Genomic DNA, 21,283 nt, shown 5'->3' on the forward strand with positions numbered 1-21,283 from the left:
GGCCGTATGGGTGGCGAGCGCGTGACCGTCCTCAACCTCACGGTGCACGCCGTCGACGCCGAGAAGGGTCTGCTGCTCGTCAAGGGCGCCGTCCCCGGTGCGCGTGGCCGCATCGTCTACGTCCGCAACGCAGTGAAGGGTGCCTGATCTCATGGCTGACTCGACTCTCGCGCTCGACGTTCGCAAGTCCGACGGCAAGAAGGCCGGCTCCGTGGAGCTGCCCGCCGCGATCTTCGACGTCAAGACGAACATCCCGCTGATCCACCAGGTCGTCGTCGCCCAGCGCGCCGCCGCCCGCCAGGGCACGCACTCGACCAAGCGTCGTGGCGAGGTCTCCGGTGCCGGTCGCAAGCCCTTCAAGCAGAAGGGCACGGGTAACGCCCGTCAGGGCTCGATCCGCGCACCGCACATGACCGGTGGTGGCATCGTGCACGGCCCCAAGCCCCGCGACTACGGCCAGCGCACCCCGAAGAAGATGATCGCCGCCGCGCTCCTGGGCGCGCTGAGCGACCGCGCTCGCGGCGAGCGTCTCCACGTCGTGGAGTCGTTCGGCATCGAGGGTGCTCCCTCGACCAAGGCCGCCGCCGCGGTCCTGACCGCCTTCGGCGCCGTCAAGAACGTCCTCGTGGTCATCGACCGCGACGACGAGCTGACGGTGAAGAGCGTGCGCAACCTCGCGTACGTCCACGTGCTGACCTTCGGCCAGCTGAACGCCTACGACGTGCTCGTCTCCGACGACATCGTCTTCACCAAGGCCGCCTACGACGCGTTCGTCGCCTCGAAGTCCGGCGCCACCGAGGAGGTCTCGGCATGACCGCCGTCAACAAGGACCCGCGCGACATCATCCTGAAGCCGGTCGTCTCCGAGAAGAGCTACTCGCTCATCGACGAGGGCAAGTACACGTTCCTCGTGGACCCCCGCGCCTCGAAGACCGAGATCAAGCTCGCGATCGAGAAGATCTTCGGCGTCAAGGTGGCTTCGGTCAACACGATCAACCGCGTGGGCAAGGCCCGTCGCACCCGCTTCGGCATCGGCAAGCGCAAGGACACCAAGCGCGCGATCGTCAGCCTCAAGTCGGGCACCATCGACATCTTCACGGCAGTCGGCTGACGGTCGGGATAGAGGACAAGAACAATGGCTATTCGCAAGTACAAGCCCACGACGCCCGGTCGCCGCGGCTCGTCGGTGGCCGACTTCGCCGAGATCACCCGATCGACGCCTGAGAAGTCGCTGCTGCGCCCGCTGTCGAAGACCGGTGGCCGCAACAACCAGGGCCGCATCACGACGCGTCACATCGGTGGCGGTCACAAGCGCCAGTACCGTCTGATCGACTTCCGTCGTAACGACAAGGACGGCATCGACGCCAAGGTCGCTCACATCGAGTACGACCCCAACCGCACCGCGCGCATCGCGCTCCTGCACTACAAGGACGGCGAGAAGCGTTACATCCTCGCCCCCAACAAGCTGCAGCAGGGCGACATCATCGAGTCCGGTGCCGGCGCCGACATCAAGCCCGGCAACAACCTGCCGCTGCGCAACATCCCCACCGGTACCGTGATCCACGCGATCGAGCTGCGTCCCGGTGGCGGCGCGAAGATGGCCCGTTCGGCCGGCGCCTCGGTGCGTCTGGTCGCGAAGGACGGCCCCTACGCGCAGCTGCGTCTGCCCTCGGGCGAGATCCGCAACGTCGACGTGCGCTGCCGCGCCACGATCGGCGAGGTCGGCAACGCCGAGCAGTCGAACATCAACTGGGGCAAGGCCGGCCGCAAGCGCTGGAAGGGCGTCCGTCCCACCGTCCGTGGTGTCGCCATGAACCCGGTCGACCACCCGCACGGTGGTGGTGAGGGCAAGACGTCCGGTGGTCGTCACCCCGTTTCGCCGTGGGGCAAGGCCGAGGGCCGCACCCGCCACGCGAACAAGGAAAGCGACAAGCTGATCGTCCGCCGTCGCACCGCCGGCAAGAAGCGCAAGTAGGAGTAGAGGAAGATGCCTCGCAGCCTTAAGAAGGGCCCCTTCGTCGACGAGCACCTGCTTCGCAAGGTCGTCTCGCAGAACGAAGCCGGCACCAAGAACGTCATCAAGACCTGGTCGCGCCGTTCGATGATCATCCCCGCCATGCTGGGACACACCATCGCCGTGCACGACGGTCGCAAGCACATCCCCGTGTTCGTGACCGAGACCATGGTCGGCCACAAGCTGGGCGAGTTCTCGCCCACCCGCACCTTCCGCGGCCACGTGAAGGACGACAAGAAGGGCCGCCGCCGCTGACGCGGGGCGTAAGAGGAGAGAGAAATGGTGGAGTCCATCGCACGCGTGCGACACATCCGCGTGACCCCTCAGAAGGCTCGTCGTGTCGTCGCTCTCATCAAGGGGAAGCAGGCCGAAGAGGCCCTCGCCATCCTGAAGTTCGCGCCGCAGGGCGCGAGCGAGCCGATCTACAAGCTCGTCGCCTCGGCGATCGCGAACGCTCGCGTCACCGCCGACAAGACGAACGAGTTCCTGGATGACGCCGACCTGTACGTGAAGAACGCGTACGTCGACGAGGGCACGACGCTGAAGCGTTTCCAGCCCCGCGCACAGGGTCGCGCCTTCCAGATCAAGAAGCGCACGAGCCACATCACGGTCGTGCTCGCGACGCCGGAAGACGCAGCTGCGGCCCCGGCTCGCGCCAACAAGAAGGCGAGCAAGTAATGGGACAGAAGGTCAACCCGTACGGCTTCCGCCTCGGCATCACCACCGACCACGTGTCGCGCTGGTTCTCCGACTCGACGAAGCCCGGACAGCGCTACGCCGACTACCTCGCCGAGGACATCAAGATCCGTCGCCTGCTGACCACCTCGCTCGACCGCGCGGGCGTCAGCAACATCGAGATCGAGCGCACGCGTGACCGCGTCCGCGTCGACATCCACACCGCCCGCCCGGGCATCGTGATCGGTCGCCGCGGCGCCGAGGCCGAGCGCATCCGCGCCGACCTCGAGAAGCTCACCGGCAAGCAGATCCAGCTGAACATCCTCGAGGTCAAGAACCCCGAGGCGGACGCTCAGCTGGTCGCCCAGGGTGTCGCCGAGCAGCTCTCCGCCCGCGTGGCCTTCCGCCGCGCGATGCGCAAGGGCCTGCAGGGCGCGCAGCGCGCGGGCGCCAAGGGTGTCCGCATCCAGGTGTCCGGCCGCCTCGGCGGCGCCGAGATGAGCCGCTCGGAGTTCTACCGCGAAGGCCGTGTGCCCCTGCACACCCTGCGCGCGAACATCGACTACGGCTTCTACGAGGCCAAGACGACCTTCGGCCGCATCGGCGTGAAGGTCTGGATCTACAAGGGCGACCTCACCAACAAGGAGCTCGCCCGCGAGCAGGCCAACGCGCCCAAGTCGCGCGGTCGTGACGACCGCGGTGGCGACCGTCGTCGTGGCCCGCGCAACGAGGCCCCCGTGGCAGAAGGAGCGTCGGCGTAATGCTCATCCCCCGCAAGGTCAAGTACCGCAAGCAGCACCACCCGGGCCGCTCGGGTCAGGCCACCGGTGGCACCACGGTGTCGTTCGGTGAGTTCGGCATCCAGGCGCTCACGCCCGCGTACGTGACGAACCGTCAGATCGAGTCTGCTCGTATCGCGATGACGCGTCACATCAAGCGTGGTGGAAAGGTGTGGATCAACATCTACCCCGACCGCCCGCTCACCAAGAAGCCGGCCGAAACCCGCATGGGTTCCGGTAAGGGTTCGCCCGAATGGTGGGTTGCGAACGTCAAGCCGGGTCGCGTCCTCTTCGAGGTCGCCGGTGTCAACGAGGAACTCGCTCGTGAAGCACTGACCCGTGCCATCCACAAGCTGCCGCTGAAGGCACGCATCATCAAGCGCGAGGAGGGCGACGCGTAATGGCGATCGGCACCAAGCAGCTCGCCCCGAGCGAGCTCGACACGTTCGAAGACCAGCGCCTCGTCGAGGAGCTGCGCAAGGCCAAGGAAGAGCTGTTCAACCTGCGCTTCCAGTCGGCCACCGGCCAGCTCGAGAGCCACGGCCGCATCCGTGCAGTCAAGCGCGACATCGCGCGCCTGTACACGGTGATCCGTGAGCGCGAGCTCGGCATCCGCGCCACCCCGGCCCCGGTCGAGGCGACGAAGGCGAAGAAGAGCAAGGCGAAGAAGGCGGATGCCGCCGACGACGCCGCGAAGGAAGAGGCGGAGTAATGGCTACCGCGAAGAAGGCAGAAGCCGAGGCGCAGGTCGTCGGCCACGAGCACGCCGCGAACGACGTCCGTGACGAGAGCGCCCGCGGTTACCGCAAGGCGCGTCGTGGCTACGTCGTCAGCGACAAGATGGACAAGACGATCGTCGTCGAGGTCGAGGACCGGGTGAAGCACCCGCTCTACGGCAAGGTCATCCGTCGCACGTCGAAGGTCAAGGCCCACGACGAGACGAACTCGGCCGGCATCGGCGACCTGGTCGTCATCAACGAGACCCGTCCGCTCAGCGCCACCAAGCGCTGGCGCCTGGTCGAGATCCTCGAGAAGGCCAAGTAAGCCTCGCGGCTTGCTTGGAACCCAAGGAGTAACAAGTGATTCAGAACGAATCCCGGCTGAAGGTCGCCGACAACACCGGCGCCAAGGAGCTGCTGACCATCCGTGTGCTGGGCGGCTCGAACCGCCGGTACGCGGGCCTGGGCGACGTCATCGTCGCCACGGTCAAGGACGCGATCCCCGGTGGAAACGTCAAGAAGGGCGACGTGGTCAAGGCCGTCGTCGTCCGTGTGGTCAAGCAGACCCGTCGTCCCGACGGCTCGTACATCAAGTTCGACGAGAACGCCGCCGTGATCCTGAAGAACGACGGGGAGCCCCGCGGCACCCGCATCTTCGGACCGGTCGGCCGTGAGCTTCGCGACAAGAAGTTCATGAAGATCGTCTCGCTCGCCCCGGAGGTCATCTGATCATGGCGAAGATCAAGAAGGGTGACCTGGTTCAGGTCATCTCGGGCAAGAAGCAGGACAAGGGCGGCGACCGCGGCAAGCAGGGTAAGGTCCTCGAGGTCCTCACCGAGCAGAACCGCGTGATCGTCGAGGGCGTCAACTACGTCACCAAGCACAACCGCGTCGGCCAGTCCCAGCGCGGCACCAAGACCGGTGGCATCGAGACGTTCGAGGCCCCGATCCACATCTCCAACGTCGCGATCGTCGACCCCTCGACCAAGAAGCCGACCCGTGTCGGTCACCGCGTCGAGGAGCAGGTGAAGGACGGCGTCAAGCGCACCGTCCGTGTGCGCTACGCGAAGAAGTCAGGCAAGGACCTCTGAATATGAGCACCGACACTGCCGTGGTGGCTGGCAAGATCCAGCCCCGCCTGAAGCAGAAGTACAACACCGAGATCAAGAAGGCCCTGCAGGAAGAGTTCGGCTACGCGAACGTCATGCAGATCCCCGGTCTGGTCAAGGTCGTCGTGAACACCGGTGTCGGCGAGGCTGCTCGCGACAGCAAGGTGATCGATGGCGCGGTCGAGGACCTCACCAAGATCACCGGTCAGAAGCCCATCGTCACCAAGGCCCGCAAGTCCATCGCGCAGTTCAAGCTGCGCGAGGGCCAGGCCATCGGTGCGCACGTCACCCTCCGGGGCGACCGTGCATGGGAGTTCGTGGACCGTCTCGTCAACCTCGCACTGCCCCGTATCCGCGACTTCCGCGGTCTCTCGGCCAAGCAGTTCGACGGCAACGGCAACTACACCTTCGGTCTCCAGGAGCAGTCCGTGTTCCACGAGATCGATCAGGACCGCATCGACCGCGTGCGTGGTTTCGACATCACGATCGTCACCACCGCCAAGACCGATGACGAGGGCCGCTCGCTGCTGCGTCAGCTCGGCTTCCCGTTCCAGTCGGCGGACGCTCAGGCCTGAGCCCCGGGCCCCCGGGATCCCGGGGGCCTCTCATCGAAGGTCGCCTGTCGTGTAACGGCAGTCGAAACCTCATGATCGAAAGAAGCAACACATGACGATGACAGACCCGGTCGCAGACATGCTGACCCGTCTGCGCAACGCGAACTCGGCACACCACGACTCCGTGTCGCTGCCGAGCTCGAAGCTCAAGACGCACATCGCCCAGATCCTCAAGCAGGAGGGTTACATCGCCGACTGGTCCGTTTCGGACGCCCGTGTCGGCCAGACCCTCACCATGACGCTGAAGTACGGCCCGAACCGCGAGCGGTCGATCGCCGGCATCAAGCGCGTTTCGAAGCCCGGCCTCCGCGTGTACGCGAAGTCCACCGAGGTCCCCACGGTCCTCGGCGGCCTGGGCGTCGCCATCCTGTCCACCTCCTCCGGTCTCCTCACCGACCGTCAGGCCGAGCAGAAGGGCGTCGGCGGGGAAGTCCTCGCCTACGTGTGGTGATCTGACATGTCGCGTATCGGACGTCTTCCCATCGACATCCCCGCCGGCGTCACCGTTTCGGTGAACGGCCGGGAGGTCGCCGTCAAGGGCCCCAAGGGCGAGCTCACGCTCACCGTGGCATCCCCCCTCGAGGTGTCGGTCGAGGAGAACCAGGTTCTCGTCACCCGCCCCGACGACGAGCGCGAGTCGCGGTCGCTTCACGGCCTGACCCGCACGCTCATCAACAACAACATCATCGGTGTCACCCAGGGCTACACCAAGGGCCTCGAGGTCGTCGGCACGGGTTACCGCGTGGCGCAGAAGGGGAGCTCGGTCGAGTTCGCCCTCGGCTTCTCGCACCCCGTCCTGATCGACCCGCCCGCGGGCATCACCCTCACGGTCGAAGGCAACAACAAGCTGACCGTGAGCGGCATCGACAAGCAGGCCGTCGGCGAGGCCGCCGCCAACATCCGCAAGATCCGCAAGCCCGAGCCCTACAAGGGCAAGGGTGTGCGGTACGCGGGTGAGGTTGTGCGCCGCAAGGCCGGAAAGAGTGGTAAGTAGCCATGGCTATCAAGACAAAGTCCGCCGCCCGCGCGCGTCGCCACGCTCGTCTGCGCAAGAAGGTCGTGGGTACGGAGCTCCGTCCCCGTCTCGTCGTGACGCGCTCGGCCCGCCACGTCTTCGTCCAGCTGGTCGACGACAGCAAGGGTCACACCGTGGCGTCCGCCTCGACGCTCGAGGTCGACCTGCGTTCGTTCGACGGTGACAAGACCGCCAAGGCCCGCAAGGTCGGCGAGCTCGTCGCCGAGCGCGCGAAGGCCGCCGGCTTCTCGGACGTCGTGTTCGACCGCGGCGGCAACCGTTACGCCGGTCGTGTCGCCGCGATCGCCGAAGGCGCCCGCGAAGGAGGGCTGAACCTGTGAGTGACAACAAGGAGACCGAAGTGACCGAGCAGACTGCACCGACTGAGGGTGCGGCTGGGTCCCAGGCACCCGCCGAGCGTGAGCGCGAGCCGCGCCGCGGTGGTCGTGAGCGCAACACCAACCAGCGCGACCGTGGTTCGCGCGACCGCAACGAGAGCCAGTTCCTCGAGCGCGTCGTGACGATCAACCGCGTCTCGAAGGTCGTCAAGGGCGGTCGTCGCTTCAGCTTCACGGCGCTCGTCGTCGTGGGCGACGGCAACGGTGTCGTGGGCGTCGGCTACGGCAAGGCCCGCGAAGTCCCCCTCGCCATCTCGAAGGGTGTCGAAGAGGCCAAGCGCAACTTCTTCCGCGTGCCGCGCTCCGGCTCGACCATTCCCCACCCCGTCCAGGGTGAGGCTGCCGCCGGTGTGGTGCTCCTGCGCCCCGCCGCCGCCGGTACCGGTGTTATCGCCGGTGGTCCCGTCCGCGCCGTCCTCGAGTGCGCCGGCATCCACGACGTGCTCTCGAAGTCGCTCGGTTCGTCGAACACGATCAACATCGTGCACGCGACCGTGGAGGCTCTGAAGTCGCTCGAGGAGCCCCGCGCCGTGGCCGCCCGCCGCGGTCTGGAGTTCGACCAGGTCGCCCCGGCCCGCCTCGTGCGCGCCGAGGCCGCGGCCCAGAAGGTAGGTGCCTGATGGCCGAGCGTCTGAAGGTCACGCAGATCAAGTCCAAGGTGAGCGAGAAGCAGAACCAGCGCGACACGCTGCGCTCGCTCGGTCTCAAGCGGATCGGCGACTCGGTCGTCCGTCCCGACGACGCGCAGACGCGCGGCTACGTCAAGACCGTCGCCCACCTCGTCAAGGTTGAGGAGATCGACTAATGGCTGACAAGAAGGACGAGACCACCACGGTCGACGCCCCGAAGAAGGCTCCGGCCCGTAAGACGGCCGCGAAGAAGGATGCCGCTCCCGCGGCGCGCCCCGGCGTGCTGAAGGTGCACCACCTGCGTCCCGTCCCCGGCGCCCACACCGCGAAGACCCGTGTCGGTCGCGGTGAGGGCTCGAAGGGTAAGACCGCCGGTCGTGGTACCAAGGGAACCAAGGCCCGCTACCAGGTCAAGGTCGGCTTCGAGGGTGGGCAGATGCCGCTGCACATGCGCACCCCGAAGCTCCGCGGCTTCAAGAACCCGTTCCGGGTCGAGTACCAGGTCGTCAACCTCGACAAGCTGGCCGAGCTCTACCCGCAGGGCGGCGACGTGACCGTCGTCGACCTGGTGGCCAAGGGCGCCGTGCGTAAGAACGAGAAGGTCAAGGTGCTCGGCACCGGCGACATCTCGGTCGCGCTCAACGTGTCGGTCGACAAGGTCTCCGGCTCCGCCGAGCAGAAGATCGTCGCCGCCGGCGGCTCCATCAACTGACGTCACACCCCGAAGGGGCCGGCGGCCGTGTGGCCGTCGGCCCCTTCTGGGTTAGTCTGATTCCGCGTGCGCCTCGTCGCGCGCCGAGATCGTTCTGGAGGAATCCCCTTGTTCAGCGCCATCGCGCGGGTTTTTCGCACGCCCGACCTGAGGCGGAAGATCGCCTTCACGCTGGGCATCATCGCCCTCTACCGGCTGGGTGCCCACGTGCCCACGCCGTTCGTCGACTTCCCGAACGTGCAGAGCTGTCTCGCCGCGTCCGGCAGTACCGAGGGCCTGCTGTCCCTGGTCAACCTGTTCTCGGGCGGGGCACTCCTCCAGCTGTCGATCTTCGCCCTCGGCGTCATGCCGTACATCACCGCGACGATCATCGTGCAGCTCCTGCGCGTGGTCATCCCGCACTTCGAGACGCTCTACAAAGAGGGGCAGGCCGGTCAGGCCAAGCTCACGCAGTACACGCGCTACCTGACGATCGCACTTGCGCTGCTGCAGTCCACGACGCTGGTGACGGTCGCGCGGTCCGGGCAGCTGCTCGGCACCGGCGGCGTTCCGGAGTGCCAGCAGCTGCTGACCAACGACATCTGGTGGGCCCAGCTGCTGATGATCATCACGATGACCGCGGGCACCGGCCTGGTCATGTGGTTCGCCGAGCTCGTCACCGAGCGTGGTGTCGGCAACGGCATGTCGATCCTCATCTTCACCTCGGTGGCCGCGACGTTCCCGGCTGCGATGTTCGCGATCCTGAACACGCGCGGCGTCGAGGTCTTCCTCCTGGTCCTCGCGGTCGGCATCGTCGTCGTCGCGCTGGTGGTGTTCGTCGAACAGTCCCAGCGGCGCATCCCCGTGCAGTACGCCAAGCGGATGGTCGGCCGTCGCACCTACGGCGGCACCAACACCTACATCCCGATCAAGGTCAACATGGCCGGTGTCGTGCCCGTCATCTTCGCCTCGTCGCTGCTGTACATCCCCGCGCTCATCGCGCAGTTCAACCAGCCGCAGGCCGGACAGGAGCCGGCGGCGTGGGTCACGTGGATCTCGCAGTACCTCACGCGCGGTGACCACCCGCTCTACATGCTGGTGTACTTCCTGCTGATCGTGGGCTTCACCTACTTCTACGTCGCGATCACGTTCAACCCGGTCGACGTCGCCGACAACATGAAGAAGTACGGCGGCTTCATCCCCGGCATCCGCGCGGGACGTCCGACCGCCGAGTACCTCGACTACGTCCTGACGCGCATCACTCTCCCGGGTTCCATCTACCTCGGCCTCATCGCCCTGCTGCCGCTCGTGGCGCTGGCGACGGTCGGTGCCAACCAGAACTTCCCGTTCGGCGGCGCGTCGATCCTCATCATCGTCGGCGTCGGCCTCGAAACGGTGAAGCAGATCGACGCTCAGCTCCAGCAGCGTCACTACGAGGGGCTTCTGCGATGACCGCACGTCTTCTGATCGTCGGACCTCAGGGATCGGGCAAGGGGACGCAGGGCGTCCGCGTCGGCGAGGCGCTGGGGATCCCCGTCGTCTCCACCGGGGACGTCTTCCGGGCCAACGTCTCGCAGGGCACCGAGCTGGGGCTCCAGGTGAAGTCGATCATCGACGCAGGGAGCCTCGTCCCCGACGAGCTCACCAGCGCCGTGGTCCGCGACCGCCTGTCGCAGCCCGATGCGGCCGAGGGGTTCCTCCTCGACGGGTACCCGCGCAACCTCGCCCAGGTCATGCACCTCGACGAGTTCCTCCAGGGGCGCGACGAGAAGCTGGATGCCGTGATCGCGCTGGTCGTGCCGCGAGAGGAATCGCTCACCCGTCTCACGGCTCGGGCAGCCGAGCAGGGACGCGCCGACGACACCGAGGCGGCGATCGCCACCCGGCTCGAGATCTACGAGCGGGAGACCGCGCCGATCCTCGACGTGTACGGCACCCGCGGCATCGTCGACGAGATCGACGGCGTCGGCGGCCTCGACGAGATCACGGCTCGCATCTCCGCCGCTCTCGAGGCGCGCGGCCTGCGTCCGGCGCTCTGACGTGGTGCTGCGCTCCTCGATCTACAAGAAGCCCGCACAGCTGCGTGCGATGGTCGAGCCCGGGCTGATCACTGCCGCGGCGCTGGACGCCGTTCGCGAGATGATCGCGCCGGGCGTCACGACCCTCGACCTGGATGCCGCCGCATCGCGCGTCATCACCGGCCGCGGCGCGAAGTCGAACTTCCAGATGGTGCGGGGGTACCGGCACACGATCTGCGCGTCCGTGAACGACCAGGTCGTGCACGGCATCCCGAACGACCGTCCGCTGCAGCCGGGGGATCTGCTCTCGATCGACGCCGGTGCGGAGTTCCGTGGGTGGAACGGGGATTCGGCGTTCACCGTCGTCGTGCCGGGCGACGCTCCGGAAGAGCTGATCGCTCCTCGACGCCGGCTGTCCGACGTGACGGAGGGGTCGCTGTGGGCGGGGATCGCCGCCCTCAGCCGTGCCGCGCATCTCGGGGAGGTGAGCGCCGCCATTGAGTCGTACATCGAGGACAACGCTCCCGCCGGGGGATACGGCATCCTGCGCGACTACGTCGGCCACGGCATCGGTCGCAAGATGCACGAGTCGCCCAGCGTGTTCAACTACCGGGTGCCGGATCGCGGTGCCGAGGTGCGGCCCGGCCTCGCGGTCGCCATCGAGCCGATGGTCGTGATCGGCGACCAGGAGACGCGGGTCGAGGACGACGGGTGGACCGTGTCCACGATCGACGGCACGGCCGGCTCCCATTGGGAACATAGCGTCGCCGTGCACGATGGAGGTATCTGGGTCCTCACCGCTCCCGACGGCGGTGCGGAGAAGCTGGCACCCTTCGGTGTGGTGCCGAAGGAGATCGATTGATGATGATGGCCGCTGCCCGCAAGTCCACGAACTGGTTCGCAATCGGGGTGACGGCGGCTGCCGTGGTCATCGTCCTCGTGATCGGGGGAGTGGTCTGGTTCGCCAACAACCAGGCGACCTCGCCCGGAACGGCGCCGGAGTCCTCGGCGGTCAACGCCGACACGGGCGCGATCGCGGTCGGGTCCGGCAGTCAGACGGTCGACACGTACATCGACTTCATGTGCCCGATCTGCAACTCCTTCGAGCAGGCGTACGGGCCGACCCTCCAGCAGCTGGTCGCCGACGGCACGATCACGTTGAACATCCACCCCATCTCGATCCTCGACTCGCAGTCGCAGGGCACCCAGTACTCGACGCGCGCGGCCAGCGCCGCGTACTGCGTGGCCGTCGACGACGCCGCCAACATCCCGGCGTTCGTGACGGCGATGTACGCCCAGCAGCCCAAGGAGGGCACGGCCGGTCTCGACGACGCCACGCTCGCCTCGATCGCGAAGGATGCCGGTGCGTCGGACGCCGTGACTTCGTGCATCACGGACGGGACGTACACCAAGTACGTGACGGCGTTGACGAAGAAGACGCCGTCGCAGACGGGTTCGGGCATCGCCACGCCGACGATCGCGATCAACGGCACCGTTCTGGTGAATCAGAACGACCTGACCGGCGACCCGCAGAAGGACATCGTCGGCCGCCTCAACGGTTGAGGCGAGGCGGCGAGTTGCCGCATCGCGCTCTACCACGTATGCTTGATCTTTGGTGCGTTGCGCCTTCATTGGCGTGTCGTAGCACCGAATCCCCATCCACCGCAGACCGGCCGGTCTGCAATGAGCGTGAGCGAGTTTATGGCGAAGAAAGACGGTGTCATCGAGATCGAGGGCACGGTGTCCGAGGCACTGCCCAATGCGATGTTCCGTGTCGAACTGACCAACGGTCACAAGGTGCTCGCCACCATCTCGGGCAAGATGCGGCAGAACTACATCCGCATCATCCCCGAGGACCGCGTCGTCGTCGAGCTGAGCCCTTACGACCTCACGCGAGGTCGCATCGTCTACCGCTACCGCTGAGTCCGGCCGAGAAGTAACGAACCGCTCCGGCGGATCGAAGACAGCGAAACAGGAACATCATGAAGGTCAACCCCTCCGTCAAGCCCATCTGCGACCACTGCAAGGTGATCCGTCGCCACGGGCGCGTGATGGTGATCTGCAAGAGCAACCCGCGCCACAAGCAGCGCCAGGGCTGAGCTCTTCCCCCAGCTCCACACCTCCCAACTGAATACACAACGGCAGGCTCAGAACCCGCGATGCGGGGGACACCTCGGGGCGGAGGCCCGGGCACCGATCCTGCTCCACACCTCCACGACACTCTGAGGAGAGCCGCATGGCACGTCTCGCCGGCGTCGACATCCCGCGCGACAAGCGCGTGGTGATCGCACTTACTTACATCTACGGCGTGGGCCGCACCCGCTCCACCGAGATCCTCACCGCGACCGGCATCAGCCCGGACGTCCGCGTCAAGGACCTCACCGACGACCAGCTGGTCACCCTGCGCGACCACATCGAGGGCACCTACAAGGTGGAGGGTGACCTCCGTCGCGAGGTGGCCGCCGACATCCGCCGCAAGGTCGAGATCGGTTCCTACGAGGGCCTGCGCCACCGCCGCGGCCTCCCGGTGCGCGGTCAGCGCACGAAGACGAACGCGCGTACCCGCAAGGGCCCGAAGCGCACCGTCGCCGGCAAGAAGAAGGCGCGCTAGGCCTCCGCCGGCGCAGGATTCAGGAGAACCGCACATGGCACAGGCCAAGTCCGCCGCGCGCAAGCCGCGCCGCAAGGAGAAGAAGAACATCGCTGTGGGTCAGGCCCACATCAAGTCGACGTTCAACAACACCATCGTTTCGATCACCGACCCCTCCGGGGCCGTCATCAGCTGGGCCTCGTCCGGCGGTGTCGGGTTCAAGGGCTCGCGCAAGTCGACGCCCTACGCCGCAGGTATGGCCGCGGAGTCCGCTGCACGCCAGGCCCAGGAGCACGGCGTGAAGAAGGTCGACGTCTTCGTCAAGGGTCCGGGCTCCGGCCGCGAGACCGCGATCCGCTCGCTGACCGCCGCAGGCCTCGAGGTCGGGTCCATCCAGGACGTGACGCCGCAGGCGCACAACGGCTGCCGTCCGCCGAAGCGCCGCCGCGTCTGACGCATCGTTCCCGGGGAGTGCTCGTCACTCCCCGGGACGTTCGCGCTCCCGCGCGCCCCACGGACATCCGGATGCCGCAGACCGCTGGGCGAGCGGCATCCGGCGAGTACAACTCAACACCTCACCCCATTACACGTGTCATATAGCGGGCACGTGATCGAAAGGAACACATAGTGCTCATCGCACAGCGTCCCACTCTGACCGAGGAGAAGATCGGGGAGTTCCGCAGCCGTTTCGTCATCGAGCCGCTCGAGCCCGGCTTCGGTTACACGATCGGCAACGCGCTGCGTCGCAGCCTCCTGTCGTCGATCCCCGGCGCGGCCGTCACGAGCATCCGCATCGATGGCGTCCTGCACGAGTTCAGCACCATCCCGGGCGTGAAGGAAGACGTCACCGAGATCATCCTGAACATCAAGCAGCTCGTCGTCTCGAGCGAGCGCGACGAGCCCATCACGGCCTACCTGCGCAAGACGGGTGCCGGCGAGGTCACGGCGGCGGACATCTCCGCTCCCGCCGGCGTCGAGGTGCACAACCCGGAGCTCGTCATCGCGACGCTCAACGACACCGCGAAGTTCGAGCTCGAGCTCACCATCGAGCGCGGCCGCGGCTACGTCTCGGCGACCCAGAACCGCAACGAGTACGCCGAGGCCGGTCAGATCCCGATCGACTCGATCTACTCGCCCGTTCTCAAGGTCAGCTACCGCGTCGACGCGACCCGTGCCGGCGAGCGTACCGACTTCGACAAGCTCGTCCTGGACGTCGAGTCGAAGCCGTCGATCGCCCCGCGTGACGCGGTGGCGTCGGCCGGTCGCACCCTCACGGAGCTGTTCGGTCTCGCGCGCGAGCTGAACGTCGAGGCCGAGGGCATCGAGATCGGCCCCGCGCCGGTCGAGACCGTCCTCTCGAACGAGCTGTCGATGCCGATCGAAGACCTCGACCTCTCGGTGCGCTCGTACAACTGCCTCAAGCGCGAGGGCATCAACACCGTTTCGGAGCTGGTCGCCCTCTCCGAGACCCAGCTGATGAACATCCGCAACTTCGGTCAGAAGTCGGTCGACGAGGTGCGCGACAAGCTCACCTCCCTTGGCCTGTCGCTCAAGGACTCGGTGCCCGGCTTCGACGGCGCCCAGTTCTTCGGCGGCTACGACGACGAGACCGTCTGACCTGTCGGACCCGACCGAACCTTCCTACTGGAGTAACACGACATGCCCAAGCCCACGAAGGGTCCCCGTCTCGGCGGCGGCCCGGCCCACGAGCGCCTGCTTCTCGCGAACCTCGCGGCGGCCCTGTACACCCACAAGTCGATCAAGACGACCGAGACGAAGGCCAAGCGCCTGCGTCCGCTCGCTGAGCGCCTGATCACGTTCGCGAAGCGGGGTGACCTCCACGCCCGTCGCCGCGTCCTGTCGGTGATCGGTGACAAGGAGGTCGTGCACACCCTCTTCACCGAGATCGCTCCGCTGGTCGCTGACCGCGACGGCGGCTACACCCGCATCACCAAGGTCGGCAACCGCAAGGGCGACAACGCCCCCATGGCTGTGATCGAGCTCGTCCTCGAGCCCGTCACGAAGAAGCCGTCGGCGTCGAAGTCGGCTGCGCCCGCTGCGGCTGCTGCCCCCGCTGCCGAGGAGACCCCCGTCGAGGAGGCTCCCGCTGAGGAGACCCCCGCCGCCGACGAGGCCGCCGACGCCGGCGCCGAGTCGCAGGAGGAGGGCGCGGCCGCCGAGGCTGCGGCCGAGGACGCCGTCGAAGGCGACGCCAAGGCGTAATCCTCTCTCTCACGAACCGAGGCCCTCTCCCGCACGGGAGGGGGCCTCGGTCGTGTGCGCGAGGGGCACGTAGGCTGAATGGGTGCGTATCCGCCTCGACATCGCCTACGACGGCACACACTTCCGCGGATGGGCGCGTCAGCCTGGTCTGCGGACGGTCCAGGGCACACTCGAGACGGCGCTGGGCCGCATCGTCGGAGGGGAACCGCGCCTGGTCGTGGCCGGCCGGACGGATGCCGGGGTGCACGCCTCCGGGCAGGTCGCGCACATCGATCTCGACGAGACGCAGGTCGCCCGTCTCCCTCGTCGACGTCGAGAGGGCGACGAGCCGGATGGCGTCGCGGCACTCGCGGGTCGCATCAGGGGGGTGCTGGGCGCCTACCCCGATGTCACCGTGAATCGCACGGTTCGGGCGCCCGACGGATTCGACGCGCGCTTCTCGGCCGTGTGGCGCCGCTATGTCTACCGGATCGCGGATCTCTCGACCGGGTACGACCCGCTCGAGCGGGCGCGCACGACCACCGTGAAAGCGCATCTGGACGTCGAGGCGATGGATGCCGCGGCGCGGAGTCTCATCGGCCTCCACGATTTCGCGGCGTACTGCAAGGCACGTGAGGAGGCGACCACCATCCGGACGCTGCTGGAGTTCGGCTGGCGTCGTGACCCGGAGGGTGCGCTCATCGCCCATGTGCGCGCCGACGCGTTCTGCCACAGCATGGTGCGCGCCCTGGTCGGTGCGTGCGTGGCCGTCGGCGAGGGGCGGATCGACCGCGAACGGGTCGTCGCGATCCGCGACGCGGGTGCCCGCCTCCCTGACACGAAGGTCCTCGCCGCGCGCGGGCTCGTGCTGGCCGAGGTGGGGTACCCCGCCGATGAACTGCTCGCATCGCGAGCCGAGCAGACCCGGAACCGACGCGATGCGGACGACATCGGTTCCTGAGCGTTTCGCAACCCTCAGCAACCCGTGGGGTGCGCCTTCTAGGCTGGCCTGGCCATGAAGGTCATTTCGTACAACCTGCGCAAGCATCGCGCGGCGGGGGAGCTCGCCGCGCTCGTCGACGCGCACGCGGTCGACGTCCTCTGTCTCCAGGAGTGCGACACCCGCGACATCCCCGCCGAGATCGCCGGGCTGCGGCTCGCGGAGGCCACGCAACGCAATCGCCTCGGACTCGCCGTCTACTACCGCGAGAACACGTTCCGCGCGGTCGAGGTGCGTTCGATCGCCCTCAAGAAGTCACTGCACGACTACGTCTTGAAGCCCGCGGAGGAGCGCATGCTGGGCGTCCGGCTGCGCGACATCGACGACGGCCACGAGGTCATCGTCGCCTCTTTCCACGCGGCTCCGCTCACGGCCCTGAACTCGCTGCGTCGCCATCAGATCCGTACGGCGCTGACGGAGTTGCAGGACCTCGGTCCGGGGCTCCCCGCTCTCATGGTGGGCGACTACAACTATCCGGTGTTCAAAGAGAACCTCGGCCAGGCGGTCCGTGATCAGGGGTACGAACTCACCCTCAGCGATGCCCGTACGTACACGCGTTACCGCTTCTTCCGGGGACACTACGATTTCGCGACATCGATCGGCTTCGACATCGCCCACATCCGGACTCTTCCGCAGGGGTTGAGCGACCACCTGCCGATCCTCATCACCGCGGAGGTCGAGGGCAACCGACCCGCGGTCGCCTCCTAGCCCCGGGAGGGACGTCCGCCCGCGGGAGGCTCCGGCGCCTCAGGCGTCGAGGTCCTGGCGGTGACGTCGGACCGTGGTTCCGACGGCGATCGCGCCGCCGACGAGAGCGAGAGCGCCGCCTCCGATCCAGATCCCGAGCGCGGGCGTGCCGCCGCCGGAGACACTGGCGGCGGCGTGCGTCGTCGCGCCGTCGGAGGTGTCGGTCGTCGTCGCGTGGGCGACGGAGGGAATCGCCAGGGCCGCTCCCGCGACAAGAGCGGCAGTGGCCACGGAACGGACCAGCGTGTTCTTCATGCGGTACCCACAATCCTCAAGAACGGGAGACCGCGCACGGCACGTGCAACGGAACGGCGGTCATCGGCCGCAGCACGATAGGGATCCGCCTCTTCGAGGATCCCCCATCCGTGCGCCACGCGCCACCGATGGGAGTTTCGATTGCGTAAAGGATGGGTGTCGTCGGCGCTCCCCGTCCGTGCACGCGCGAGCATGGGCACTTCTGATCGGGCGTCGCGCCCTGGGCCTGCCCGTTGGCGGCCGCCTAGAATCGGAAGACGACCACAGGAGGATTCATGGGGGACCGGGTGCGCCGCGGCCGAGCCGTGCTGGGTGCGATCGGCGCGGGAGCGATGCTGCTCGCGCTGGTCGGTTGCGGTGCGCCGCCGTGGGCTCAGGGCGGGCAGACGTCTCCTTCGCCCACCGTCGCGACCTCCGCTTCCACCGTTCCCGTCCCGGCGCCCGTGCCGAACGACCTGTCCAGCGGTTCCACCGAGAAGAAGGTGACGGCGGGCGCCATCGCCGCGACCGTGAAGTACTGGTCGACGCTGTCGATGGACCGCTGGACGGCGACCGCGCTCAAGCCGGTCAGCATCTCCATGGACACCACGGTCACGCCCAACGACGGGCAGCAGGTGTATCTGCAGCGGGCCACGATGACGGCGGTACCGGGGAACGCCACGCAGTCGTTCGCCGCGCTGACGCCACAGGTCGATCAGAGCAACCCGCCCGGATACGTCGTCCTGTCGCCCTACAGCTACTCGCAGACGTTCAACGTGGGGGAGGTCCCCGCCGAGGCGACCTTCGTGACGCTCCAGTTCACGTACGAGTTCCTGCTGCAGACGACACCGACCTCGAGCGACTTCGCCAAGCAGACGGCCAGCGACACCGTCACGGTCGCGATCGCCCGCGACGCGACGACCGGCGGCTGATCAGGCCCGGAGCCGCTCCCATCGGTCGCCACCCAGTCCGGTCGCCGTCAGCGCCGCTTCCTCGGCACGGTTCACGAGTTCGTCGAGGTCGTACCAGGCCGACTCCGCAGGGACCCACCCGATGCTCGCCGAGAGCTGGAGATCGGCCCAGTCGTCGGCATCCATCTCGGTCACGCGGCGCAGAAGAGTGCGCACGTGCTCCCGGAGAACCGGTCCGGGACGGCAGACGACCACGACGAGGCGGCCTCGAGCCGGGCGCCCGATGTCGGCCTCGGCCGGCAGCGTCGAGGCCACCAGCGCCTCGAAGGCCGAGACGATGCGGTTCCAGCCGTTCTCGCCGATCGTGCTGCGGATCTGATCGGGATCGTCGAGTCGGATCGCCAGCACGTTCCAGGAGCTCTCCTGCGAGCGACGGGCACGCGCGAGCCGGTCGTCCGCGGTGACCGAGAACTGCGGCCACGATCGGGCTGCGCGTGTCCCGACGGGAGAGACCGACGTGAAGTACAGCACGCTCACCGTGGCGCACACGAGGTAGATCAGCATCGCGAGGCCGTTGAGGATGCGCGGGAGCGTGAGATCCTGCGCGCTCGAGGGCAGGGCGAGACCGGCGACGACGATCGCTCCCGCGAGGGCGACGAATCCGGCGGACACGACGATCAGCGGCAGCGCGAGGCGCTCGAATCGGTCGGCGGCCCGACGGACCTCGGCGATCGTGAGACCCGCGAAGATCGCCGCCCCCAGGAAAGCCACCCGGAACGTCATCCCGTACACCTGGAGATCGGAAGCCAGGACGAAGGCGACGGCGGTGGCGATCGACTGGAGCACCGCGATCCAGGGCAGGGCGGGAACGTGCCGCCGCGCCCGGAAACCCGACCAGATCAGCGCGGGGGCACCGAGCATCAGGCCGAGTCCGGCCCGGCGGACGCCCTCGTCGTCGACCACCGAACCCGTGACCGAGATCCATGTGCTCGACATCGCCAGCACGAACGCCAGCGACCAGAGCAGCGCCGCGCGCGACGGGCGGTGCAGGAACCCGAGACCGATCACCATCACGGTCGCCAACGTGGCGACGGTCGCCTGGGCGAGCCCGAGGTTGGCGAGCGTCTCCTGGGTCGTCATGCCTCGGCCGCCGTCGAGCGCGAAGGCAGACGGACCGTGACCGTCGTGCCCGTGCCGACCTCGCTCTCGAGCTCCAGCGATCCCCCCTGCTCCTCGACGATGCTGCGGACGATGCCCATCCCGAGACCCGTACCGGGCGTGGGGCTTTCGCGCGCCGCACGGGCGCGGAAATAAGGGTCGAAGATCCGGGGGAGGTCTTCGGGATGGATGCCGATGCCCGTGTCGGCGAACGTGAGCTCGACGTGATCGTCGAAGACGTGGCCCGTGACGTGCACGCTCCCGCCTCCGGGGGTGTACTTGATGGCGTTGCTGAGGATGTTGTCGAACGCCTGCCGCAGACGGAATCCGTCTCCCGCGACTTCGGCCGTCGCCGGGAGGTCGTCGTTCACGCTGACACGGCGGGCGGCCGCGGCCGGCCGGAACGACTCGAGCGACGAAGCGATGATGCGGCTGGCATCCGCCGTCGCGGACGCCTTCTCTTCGCGGAACACCCCGCGGGAGTTCGCCAGGATCTCCGAGATGAGCGTCTGCATGCGTTCCCCGGCGCCCGCGATGACCTCGAGCTGCTCGCGCACCTTCGGCGTCAGGTCCGGCGCGTCGAGCGCGAGGTCGGCGTGGCCGATGATGGCCGTGAGCGGGTTGCGCAGCTCGTGGGAAACGGTCGCGGCGAGGCGCTCCCGCGCCCGTTCCGCCTCGATGAGGGCGGTGATGTCGTGGACGATGAGAAGCGTGCTCTCGGGCTCGTCGGACGGCACGAGGCGCCGGGTGGACACGGACAGAGCGTGCCAGTCGCCCTGCGCGTCGAAGAGCCACACGCGTTCATCCTCGAACTGCTCGCCTCGTGCGGCCCGCACGAAGGGGCGCTCCGTGTCGGGCAGCGGTTCGCCGCGCAGGGTGGCGTATTCGACCGCTCCGCCGGGCCGCGACGGCTCGTCGCGCTCGATGCCGTACAGGTTCACGTACATGTCGTTGAGCGCGAGGACCTCGCCGTCGACCGACAGCCGCGCGATGCCGGTGTCCAGGCCGTTGAGCATCTGCGACACGCGCCGTTCCTGTCCGGTGACGCGTTGCAGCGTGCCCTGCAGTCGGGTGGCCTGGCGCCGGAGGAGTTGCTTGAACGCGCGGGTCTGTCGCGAGGACAGATACGCCGTGATCGCGATGAACGTCAGTGACAGGAGGACCACGATCAGCCGCAACGCCGTGGCGGGGCCGGCGCCGTTGACGGAGGCGTCCGCCACGATGATCACGCCGACGGCGGCGAGGGAGGCGATCATCATGCTGAGGACGAAGTGGGTGGCGATCCAGGTGATCGGGAACACCCAGAAGAACCCGAAGCGCAGGTCGGTTCCGAAGCTCAGCAGCCCGATGCCGACGATGTCGCCGAAGGGGATGAGTGCGACAGCATTCCGCGGGAGCCGGTGCCAGGGCACCATGATCGCGACCGCGGTCAGGGCGATGACGACGCCCACGCCGGTCGAGAACGTCCACACCGCGAAGAGGGACGGCACGAGGGCCTGGACGAGCAGGACGGTGATGACGACGCTCGCGCCGAGGACCAGCTGCAGGAGCCAGACTGAACGCGTCCGGCTGCTCGGGCCGCTCGCGTCGTCGGCGTCGGAAGCGACCGGCGAAAACACCGACCGAACGCTCCTCACGGCTGCCATGTGATCGAGTGTATAGACGATGGTGTAGTCTTCTGCGCGCCATCCTGTCTCTGCTCGCCCTTCGCTTCCTCCCGGGTCGCGTCGTCCGGTCAGACTCCCCCTGAGGCCTGCATCCCGCAGTGTGATGGTCGTTTC

34 protein-coding genes and 1 pseudogene are annotated in these 21,283 nt (G+C 67.7%); 32 read left to right on the plus strand and 3 right to left on the minus strand.

The window, feature by feature from the left end; all coding sequences use genetic code 11:
- The 31 genes and pseudogenes from rplC to BGO45_RS14145 all read left to right on the plus strand — a co-directional run.
- Nucleotides 1-147, plus strand: a pseudogene (gene rplC, locus BGO45_RS13995) (50S ribosomal protein L3); the annotation flags it as partial.
- A gap of 4 nt (nt 148-151) precedes the next feature.
- Nucleotides 152-814 carry a 50S ribosomal protein L4 gene (gene rplD / locus BGO45_RS14000; protein WP_076491318.1) on the plus strand — a complete coding sequence of 221 codons (663 nt, stop codon included), beginning with the start codon at nt 152-154 and terminating at the stop codon, nt 812-814.
- The gene (rplW, locus tag BGO45_RS14005) at nt 811-1,110 is read left to right on the plus strand and encodes a 50S ribosomal protein L23 (RefSeq protein WP_022878259.1); all 300 of its coding nucleotides are present in this window, start codon (nt 811-813) and stop codon (nt 1,108-1,110) included. Before rplD ends, rplW begins: the two co-directional genes overlap by 4 nt.
- Nucleotides 1,111-1,134: 24 nt before the next feature.
- Entirely contained in the window at nt 1,135-1,974 is an 840-nt protein-coding gene (gene rplB / locus BGO45_RS14010; protein ID WP_076491316.1) for a 50S ribosomal protein L2, read from the plus strand.
- Nucleotides 1,975-1,986: 12 nt separating this feature from the next.
- Nucleotides 1,987-2,268 carry a 30S ribosomal protein S19 gene (gene rpsS / locus BGO45_RS14015; RefSeq protein WP_022878257.1) on the plus strand — a complete coding sequence of 94 codons (282 nt, stop codon included), beginning with the start codon at nt 1,987-1,989 and terminating at the stop codon, nt 2,266-2,268.
- A gap of 24 nt (nt 2,269-2,292) precedes the next feature.
- A complete protein-coding gene (gene rplV, locus BGO45_RS14020) occupies nt 2,293-2,691 on the plus strand; it encodes a 50S ribosomal protein L22 (RefSeq protein ID WP_292695265.1) in 399 nt (132 codons plus the stop codon).
- Nucleotides 2,691-3,449, plus strand: a complete 759-nt coding sequence (gene rpsC, locus BGO45_RS14025; RefSeq protein WP_058230882.1) for a 30S ribosomal protein S3 — start codon at nt 2,691-2,693, stop codon at nt 3,447-3,449. Before rplV ends, rpsC begins: the two co-directional genes overlap by 1 nt.
- On the plus strand, nt 3,449-3,868 hold the full coding sequence (gene rplP / locus BGO45_RS14030; RefSeq protein ID WP_013584008.1) for a 50S ribosomal protein L16: 420 nt from the start codon (nt 3,449-3,451) through the stop codon (nt 3,866-3,868). Before rpsC ends, rplP begins: the two co-directional genes overlap by 1 nt.
- The gene (gene rpmC / locus BGO45_RS14035; protein ID WP_013584007.1) at nt 3,868-4,179 is read left to right on the plus strand and encodes a 50S ribosomal protein L29; all 312 of its coding nucleotides are present in this window, start codon (nt 3,868-3,870) and stop codon (nt 4,177-4,179) included. Before rplP ends, rpmC begins: the two co-directional genes overlap by 1 nt.
- Complete coding sequence (rpsQ, locus tag BGO45_RS14040; RefSeq protein WP_076491314.1) at nt 4,179-4,511, plus strand: 30S ribosomal protein S17; 333 nt, start codon at nt 4,179-4,181, stop codon at nt 4,509-4,511. The genes rpmC and rpsQ overlap by 1 nt, the downstream gene beginning before the upstream one ends.
- Before the next feature lie 35 nt (nt 4,512-4,546).
- A complete protein-coding gene (rplN, locus tag BGO45_RS14045; RefSeq protein WP_013584005.1) occupies nt 4,547-4,915 on the plus strand; it encodes a 50S ribosomal protein L14 in 369 nt (122 codons plus the stop codon).
- 2 nt (nt 4,916-4,917) lie between these two features.
- Nucleotides 4,918-5,277 (plus strand): 50S ribosomal protein L24, encoded by a 360-nt coding sequence (gene rplX, locus BGO45_RS14050; protein ID WP_076491312.1) that lies wholly within the window; start codon nt 4,918-4,920, stop codon nt 5,275-5,277.
- Nucleotides 5,278-5,279: 2 nt separating this feature from the next.
- Nucleotides 5,280-5,870, plus strand: a complete 591-nt coding sequence (gene rplE / locus BGO45_RS14055; RefSeq protein ID WP_292695271.1) for a 50S ribosomal protein L5 — start codon at nt 5,280-5,282, stop codon at nt 5,868-5,870.
- 91 nt (nt 5,871-5,961) lie between these two features.
- Entirely contained in the window at nt 5,962-6,360 is a 399-nt protein-coding gene (rpsH, locus tag BGO45_RS14060; RefSeq protein ID WP_076491307.1) for a 30S ribosomal protein S8, read from the plus strand.
- A 6-nt stretch (nt 6,361-6,366) separates the two neighbouring features.
- Nucleotides 6,367-6,903 (plus strand): 50S ribosomal protein L6, encoded by a 537-nt coding sequence (gene rplF / locus BGO45_RS14065; RefSeq protein WP_076491304.1) that lies wholly within the window; start codon nt 6,367-6,369, stop codon nt 6,901-6,903.
- A 2-nt stretch (nt 6,904-6,905) separates the two neighbouring features.
- A complete protein-coding gene (gene rplR, locus BGO45_RS14070; protein WP_022877830.1) occupies nt 6,906-7,265 on the plus strand; it encodes a 50S ribosomal protein L18 in 360 nt (119 codons plus the stop codon).
- Nucleotides 7,266-7,285: 20 nt separating this feature from the next.
- Nucleotides 7,286-7,942 (plus strand): 30S ribosomal protein S5, encoded by a 657-nt coding sequence (gene rpsE, locus BGO45_RS14075; RefSeq protein ID WP_254845535.1) that lies wholly within the window; start codon nt 7,286-7,288, stop codon nt 7,940-7,942.
- Nucleotides 7,942-8,127 (plus strand): 50S ribosomal protein L30, encoded by a 186-nt coding sequence (gene rpmD / locus BGO45_RS14080; protein ID WP_013583998.1) that lies wholly within the window; start codon nt 7,942-7,944, stop codon nt 8,125-8,127. Before rpsE ends, rpmD begins: the two co-directional genes overlap by 1 nt.
- Complete coding sequence (rplO, locus tag BGO45_RS14085) at nt 8,127-8,663, plus strand: 50S ribosomal protein L15 (RefSeq protein ID WP_076491299.1); 537 nt, start codon at nt 8,127-8,129, stop codon at nt 8,661-8,663. The genes rpmD and rplO overlap by 1 nt, the downstream gene beginning before the upstream one ends.
- 108 nt (nt 8,664-8,771) lie before the next feature.
- Nucleotides 8,772-10,094, plus strand: coding sequence for a preprotein translocase subunit SecY (secY, locus tag BGO45_RS14090; RefSeq protein WP_076491297.1), 1,323 nt, complete (start codon nt 8,772-8,774; stop codon nt 10,092-10,094).
- Complete coding sequence (locus BGO45_RS14095) at nt 10,091-10,681, plus strand: adenylate kinase (protein ID WP_292695277.1); 591 nt, start codon at nt 10,091-10,093, stop codon at nt 10,679-10,681. The genes secY and BGO45_RS14095 overlap by 4 nt, the downstream gene beginning before the upstream one ends.
- Nucleotide 10,682: 1 nt before the next feature.
- Nucleotides 10,683-11,522, plus strand: coding sequence for a type I methionyl aminopeptidase (map, locus tag BGO45_RS14100; protein ID WP_292695279.1), 840 nt, complete (start codon nt 10,683-10,685; stop codon nt 11,520-11,522).
- Nucleotides 11,522-12,223: a thioredoxin domain-containing protein gene (locus tag BGO45_RS14105; protein ID WP_292695281.1), complete on the plus strand. Its 702-nt coding sequence runs from the start codon at nt 11,522-11,524 to the stop codon at nt 12,221-12,223. Before map ends, BGO45_RS14105 begins: the two co-directional genes overlap by 1 nt.
- A gap of 138 nt (nt 12,224-12,361) precedes the next feature.
- The gene (gene infA / locus BGO45_RS14110) at nt 12,362-12,583 is read left to right on the plus strand and encodes a translation initiation factor IF-1 (RefSeq protein ID WP_013583992.1); all 222 of its coding nucleotides are present in this window, start codon (nt 12,362-12,364) and stop codon (nt 12,581-12,583) included.
- A gap of 59 nt (nt 12,584-12,642) precedes the next feature.
- A complete protein-coding gene (gene rpmJ / locus BGO45_RS14115; protein ID WP_005050492.1) occupies nt 12,643-12,759 on the plus strand; it encodes a 50S ribosomal protein L36 in 117 nt (38 codons plus the stop codon).
- 137 nt (nt 12,760-12,896) lie between these two features.
- Nucleotides 12,897-13,271, plus strand: a complete 375-nt coding sequence (gene rpsM, locus BGO45_RS14120; RefSeq protein WP_076491291.1) for a 30S ribosomal protein S13 — start codon at nt 12,897-12,899, stop codon at nt 13,269-13,271.
- A 34-nt stretch (nt 13,272-13,305) separates the two neighbouring features.
- Entirely contained in the window at nt 13,306-13,704 is a 399-nt protein-coding gene (gene rpsK, locus BGO45_RS14125; RefSeq protein WP_013583990.1) for a 30S ribosomal protein S11, read from the plus strand.
- Between the two features lie 173 nt (nt 13,705-13,877).
- Nucleotides 13,878-14,867 carry a DNA-directed RNA polymerase subunit alpha gene (locus tag BGO45_RS14130; RefSeq protein WP_022879045.1) on the plus strand — a complete coding sequence of 330 codons (990 nt, stop codon included), beginning with the start codon at nt 13,878-13,880 and terminating at the stop codon, nt 14,865-14,867.
- A 42-nt stretch (nt 14,868-14,909) separates the two neighbouring features.
- The gene (rplQ, locus tag BGO45_RS14135) at nt 14,910-15,473 is read left to right on the plus strand and encodes a 50S ribosomal protein L17 (RefSeq protein ID WP_292695290.1); all 564 of its coding nucleotides are present in this window, start codon (nt 14,910-14,912) and stop codon (nt 15,471-15,473) included.
- Nucleotides 15,474-15,555: 82 nt separating this feature from the next.
- The gene (gene truA, locus BGO45_RS14140; RefSeq protein ID WP_076491288.1) at nt 15,556-16,413 is read left to right on the plus strand and encodes a tRNA pseudouridine(38-40) synthase TruA; all 858 of its coding nucleotides are present in this window, start codon (nt 15,556-15,558) and stop codon (nt 16,411-16,413) included.
- A 54-nt stretch (nt 16,414-16,467) separates the two neighbouring features.
- Nucleotides 16,468-17,160: an endonuclease/exonuclease/phosphatase family protein gene (locus BGO45_RS14145; protein WP_292695292.1), complete on the plus strand. Its 693-nt coding sequence runs from the start codon at nt 16,468-16,470 to the stop codon at nt 17,158-17,160.
- 39 nt (nt 17,161-17,199) lie between these two features.
- On the opposite strand, the gene BGO45_RS14150 is transcribed toward BGO45_RS14145, so the two are convergent.
- Nucleotides 17,200-17,454: a hypothetical protein gene (locus tag BGO45_RS14150; protein ID WP_292695294.1), complete on the minus strand. Its 255-nt coding sequence runs from the start codon at nt 17,452-17,454 to the stop codon at nt 17,200-17,202.
- A gap of 275 nt (nt 17,455-17,729) precedes the next feature.
- Between BGO45_RS14150 and BGO45_RS14155 the strand changes: the two genes are divergently transcribed.
- Entirely contained in the window at nt 17,730-18,365 is a 636-nt protein-coding gene (locus BGO45_RS14155; protein WP_292695295.1) for a hypothetical protein, read from the plus strand.
- Here the strand turns inward: BGO45_RS14155 and BGO45_RS14160 are convergent, their stop codons facing one another.
- Together BGO45_RS14160 and BGO45_RS14165 are read right to left on the minus strand one after the other, a co-directional pair.
- The gene (locus BGO45_RS14160) at nt 18,366-19,484 is read right to left on the minus strand and encodes a hypothetical protein (RefSeq protein WP_292695297.1); all 1,119 of its coding nucleotides are present in this window, start codon (nt 19,482-19,484) and stop codon (nt 18,366-18,368) included.
- Nucleotides 19,481-21,148, minus strand: a complete 1,668-nt coding sequence (locus BGO45_RS14165) for an ATP-binding protein (RefSeq protein ID WP_292695299.1) — start codon at nt 21,146-21,148, stop codon at nt 19,481-19,483. Before BGO45_RS14165 ends, BGO45_RS14160 begins: the two co-directional genes overlap by 4 nt.
- Nucleotides 21,149-21,283 lie beyond the last annotated feature (135 nt).

Source organism: Microbacterium sp. 71-36 (genome assembly GCF_001898305.1).
Taxonomy (GTDB): Bacteria; Actinomycetota; Actinomycetes; order Actinomycetales; family Microbacteriaceae; genus Microbacterium.

Bases quoted from the DNA above. Each gene is read 5' to 3' on its own strand.
- rplD (WP_076491318.1), top strand. From the start codon at position 152: ATGGCTGACTCGACTCTCGCGCTCGACGTTCGCAAGTCCGACGGCAAG.
- rplW (WP_022878259.1), top strand. From the start codon at position 811: ATGACCGCCGTCAACAAGGACCCGCGCGACATCATCCTGAAGCCGGTC.
- rplB (WP_076491316.1), top strand. From the start codon at position 1,135: ATGGCTATTCGCAAGTACAAGCCCACGACGCCCGGTCGCCGCGGCTCG.
- rpsS (WP_022878257.1), top strand. From the start codon at position 1,987: ATGCCTCGCAGCCTTAAGAAGGGCCCCTTCGTCGACGAGCACCTGCTT.
- rplV (WP_292695265.1), top strand. From the start codon at position 2,293: ATGGTGGAGTCCATCGCACGCGTGCGACACATCCGCGTGACCCCTCAG.
- rpsC (WP_058230882.1), top strand. From the start codon at position 2,691: ATGGGACAGAAGGTCAACCCGTACGGCTTCCGCCTCGGCATCACCACC.
- rplP (WP_013584008.1), top strand. From the start codon at position 3,449: ATGCTCATCCCCCGCAAGGTCAAGTACCGCAAGCAGCACCACCCGGGC.
- rpmC (WP_013584007.1), top strand. From the start codon at position 3,868: ATGGCGATCGGCACCAAGCAGCTCGCCCCGAGCGAGCTCGACACGTTC.
- rpsQ (WP_076491314.1), top strand. From the start codon at position 4,179: ATGGCTACCGCGAAGAAGGCAGAAGCCGAGGCGCAGGTCGTCGGCCAC.
- rplX (WP_076491312.1), top strand. From the start codon at position 4,918: ATGGCGAAGATCAAGAAGGGTGACCTGGTTCAGGTCATCTCGGGCAAG.
- rplE (WP_292695271.1), top strand. From the start codon at position 5,280: ATGAGCACCGACACTGCCGTGGTGGCTGGCAAGATCCAGCCCCGCCTG.
- rpsH (WP_076491307.1), top strand. From the start codon at position 5,962: ATGACGATGACAGACCCGGTCGCAGACATGCTGACCCGTCTGCGCAAC.
- rplF (WP_076491304.1), top strand. From the start codon at position 6,367: ATGTCGCGTATCGGACGTCTTCCCATCGACATCCCCGCCGGCGTCACC.
- rplR (WP_022877830.1), top strand. From the start codon at position 6,906: ATGGCTATCAAGACAAAGTCCGCCGCCCGCGCGCGTCGCCACGCTCGT.
- rpmD (WP_013583998.1), top strand. From the start codon at position 7,942: ATGGCCGAGCGTCTGAAGGTCACGCAGATCAAGTCCAAGGTGAGCGAG.
- rplO (WP_076491299.1), top strand. From the start codon at position 8,127: ATGGCTGACAAGAAGGACGAGACCACCACGGTCGACGCCCCGAAGAAG.
- BGO45_RS14095 (WP_292695277.1), top strand. From the start codon at position 10,091: ATGACCGCACGTCTTCTGATCGTCGGACCTCAGGGATCGGGCAAGGGG.
- BGO45_RS14105 (WP_292695281.1), top strand. From the start codon at position 11,522: ATGATGATGGCCGCTGCCCGCAAGTCCACGAACTGGTTCGCAATCGGG.
- infA (WP_013583992.1), top strand. From the start codon at position 12,362: ATGGCGAAGAAAGACGGTGTCATCGAGATCGAGGGCACGGTGTCCGAG.
- rpmJ (WP_005050492.1), top strand. From the start codon at position 12,643: ATGAAGGTCAACCCCTCCGTCAAGCCCATCTGCGACCACTGCAAGGTG.
- rpsM (WP_076491291.1), top strand. From the start codon at position 12,897: ATGGCACGTCTCGCCGGCGTCGACATCCCGCGCGACAAGCGCGTGGTG.
- rpsK (WP_013583990.1), top strand. From the start codon at position 13,306: ATGGCACAGGCCAAGTCCGCCGCGCGCAAGCCGCGCCGCAAGGAGAAG.
- rplQ (WP_292695290.1), top strand. From the start codon at position 14,910: ATGCCCAAGCCCACGAAGGGTCCCCGTCTCGGCGGCGGCCCGGCCCAC.
- BGO45_RS14145 (WP_292695292.1), top strand. From the start codon at position 16,468: ATGAAGGTCATTTCGTACAACCTGCGCAAGCATCGCGCGGCGGGGGAG.
- BGO45_RS14150 (WP_292695294.1), bottom strand. From the start codon at position 17,454: ATGAAGAACACGCTGGTCCGTTCCGTGGCCACTGCCGCTCTTGTCGCG.
- BGO45_RS14155 (WP_292695295.1), top strand. From the start codon at position 17,730: ATGGGGGACCGGGTGCGCCGCGGCCGAGCCGTGCTGGGTGCGATCGGC.
- BGO45_RS14160 (WP_292695297.1), bottom strand. From the start codon at position 19,484: ATGACGACCCAGGAGACGCTCGCCAACCTCGGGCTCGCCCAGGCGACC.
- BGO45_RS14165 (WP_292695299.1), bottom strand. From the start codon at position 21,148: ATGGCAGCCGTGAGGAGCGTTCGGTCGGTGTTTTCGCCGGTCGCTTCC.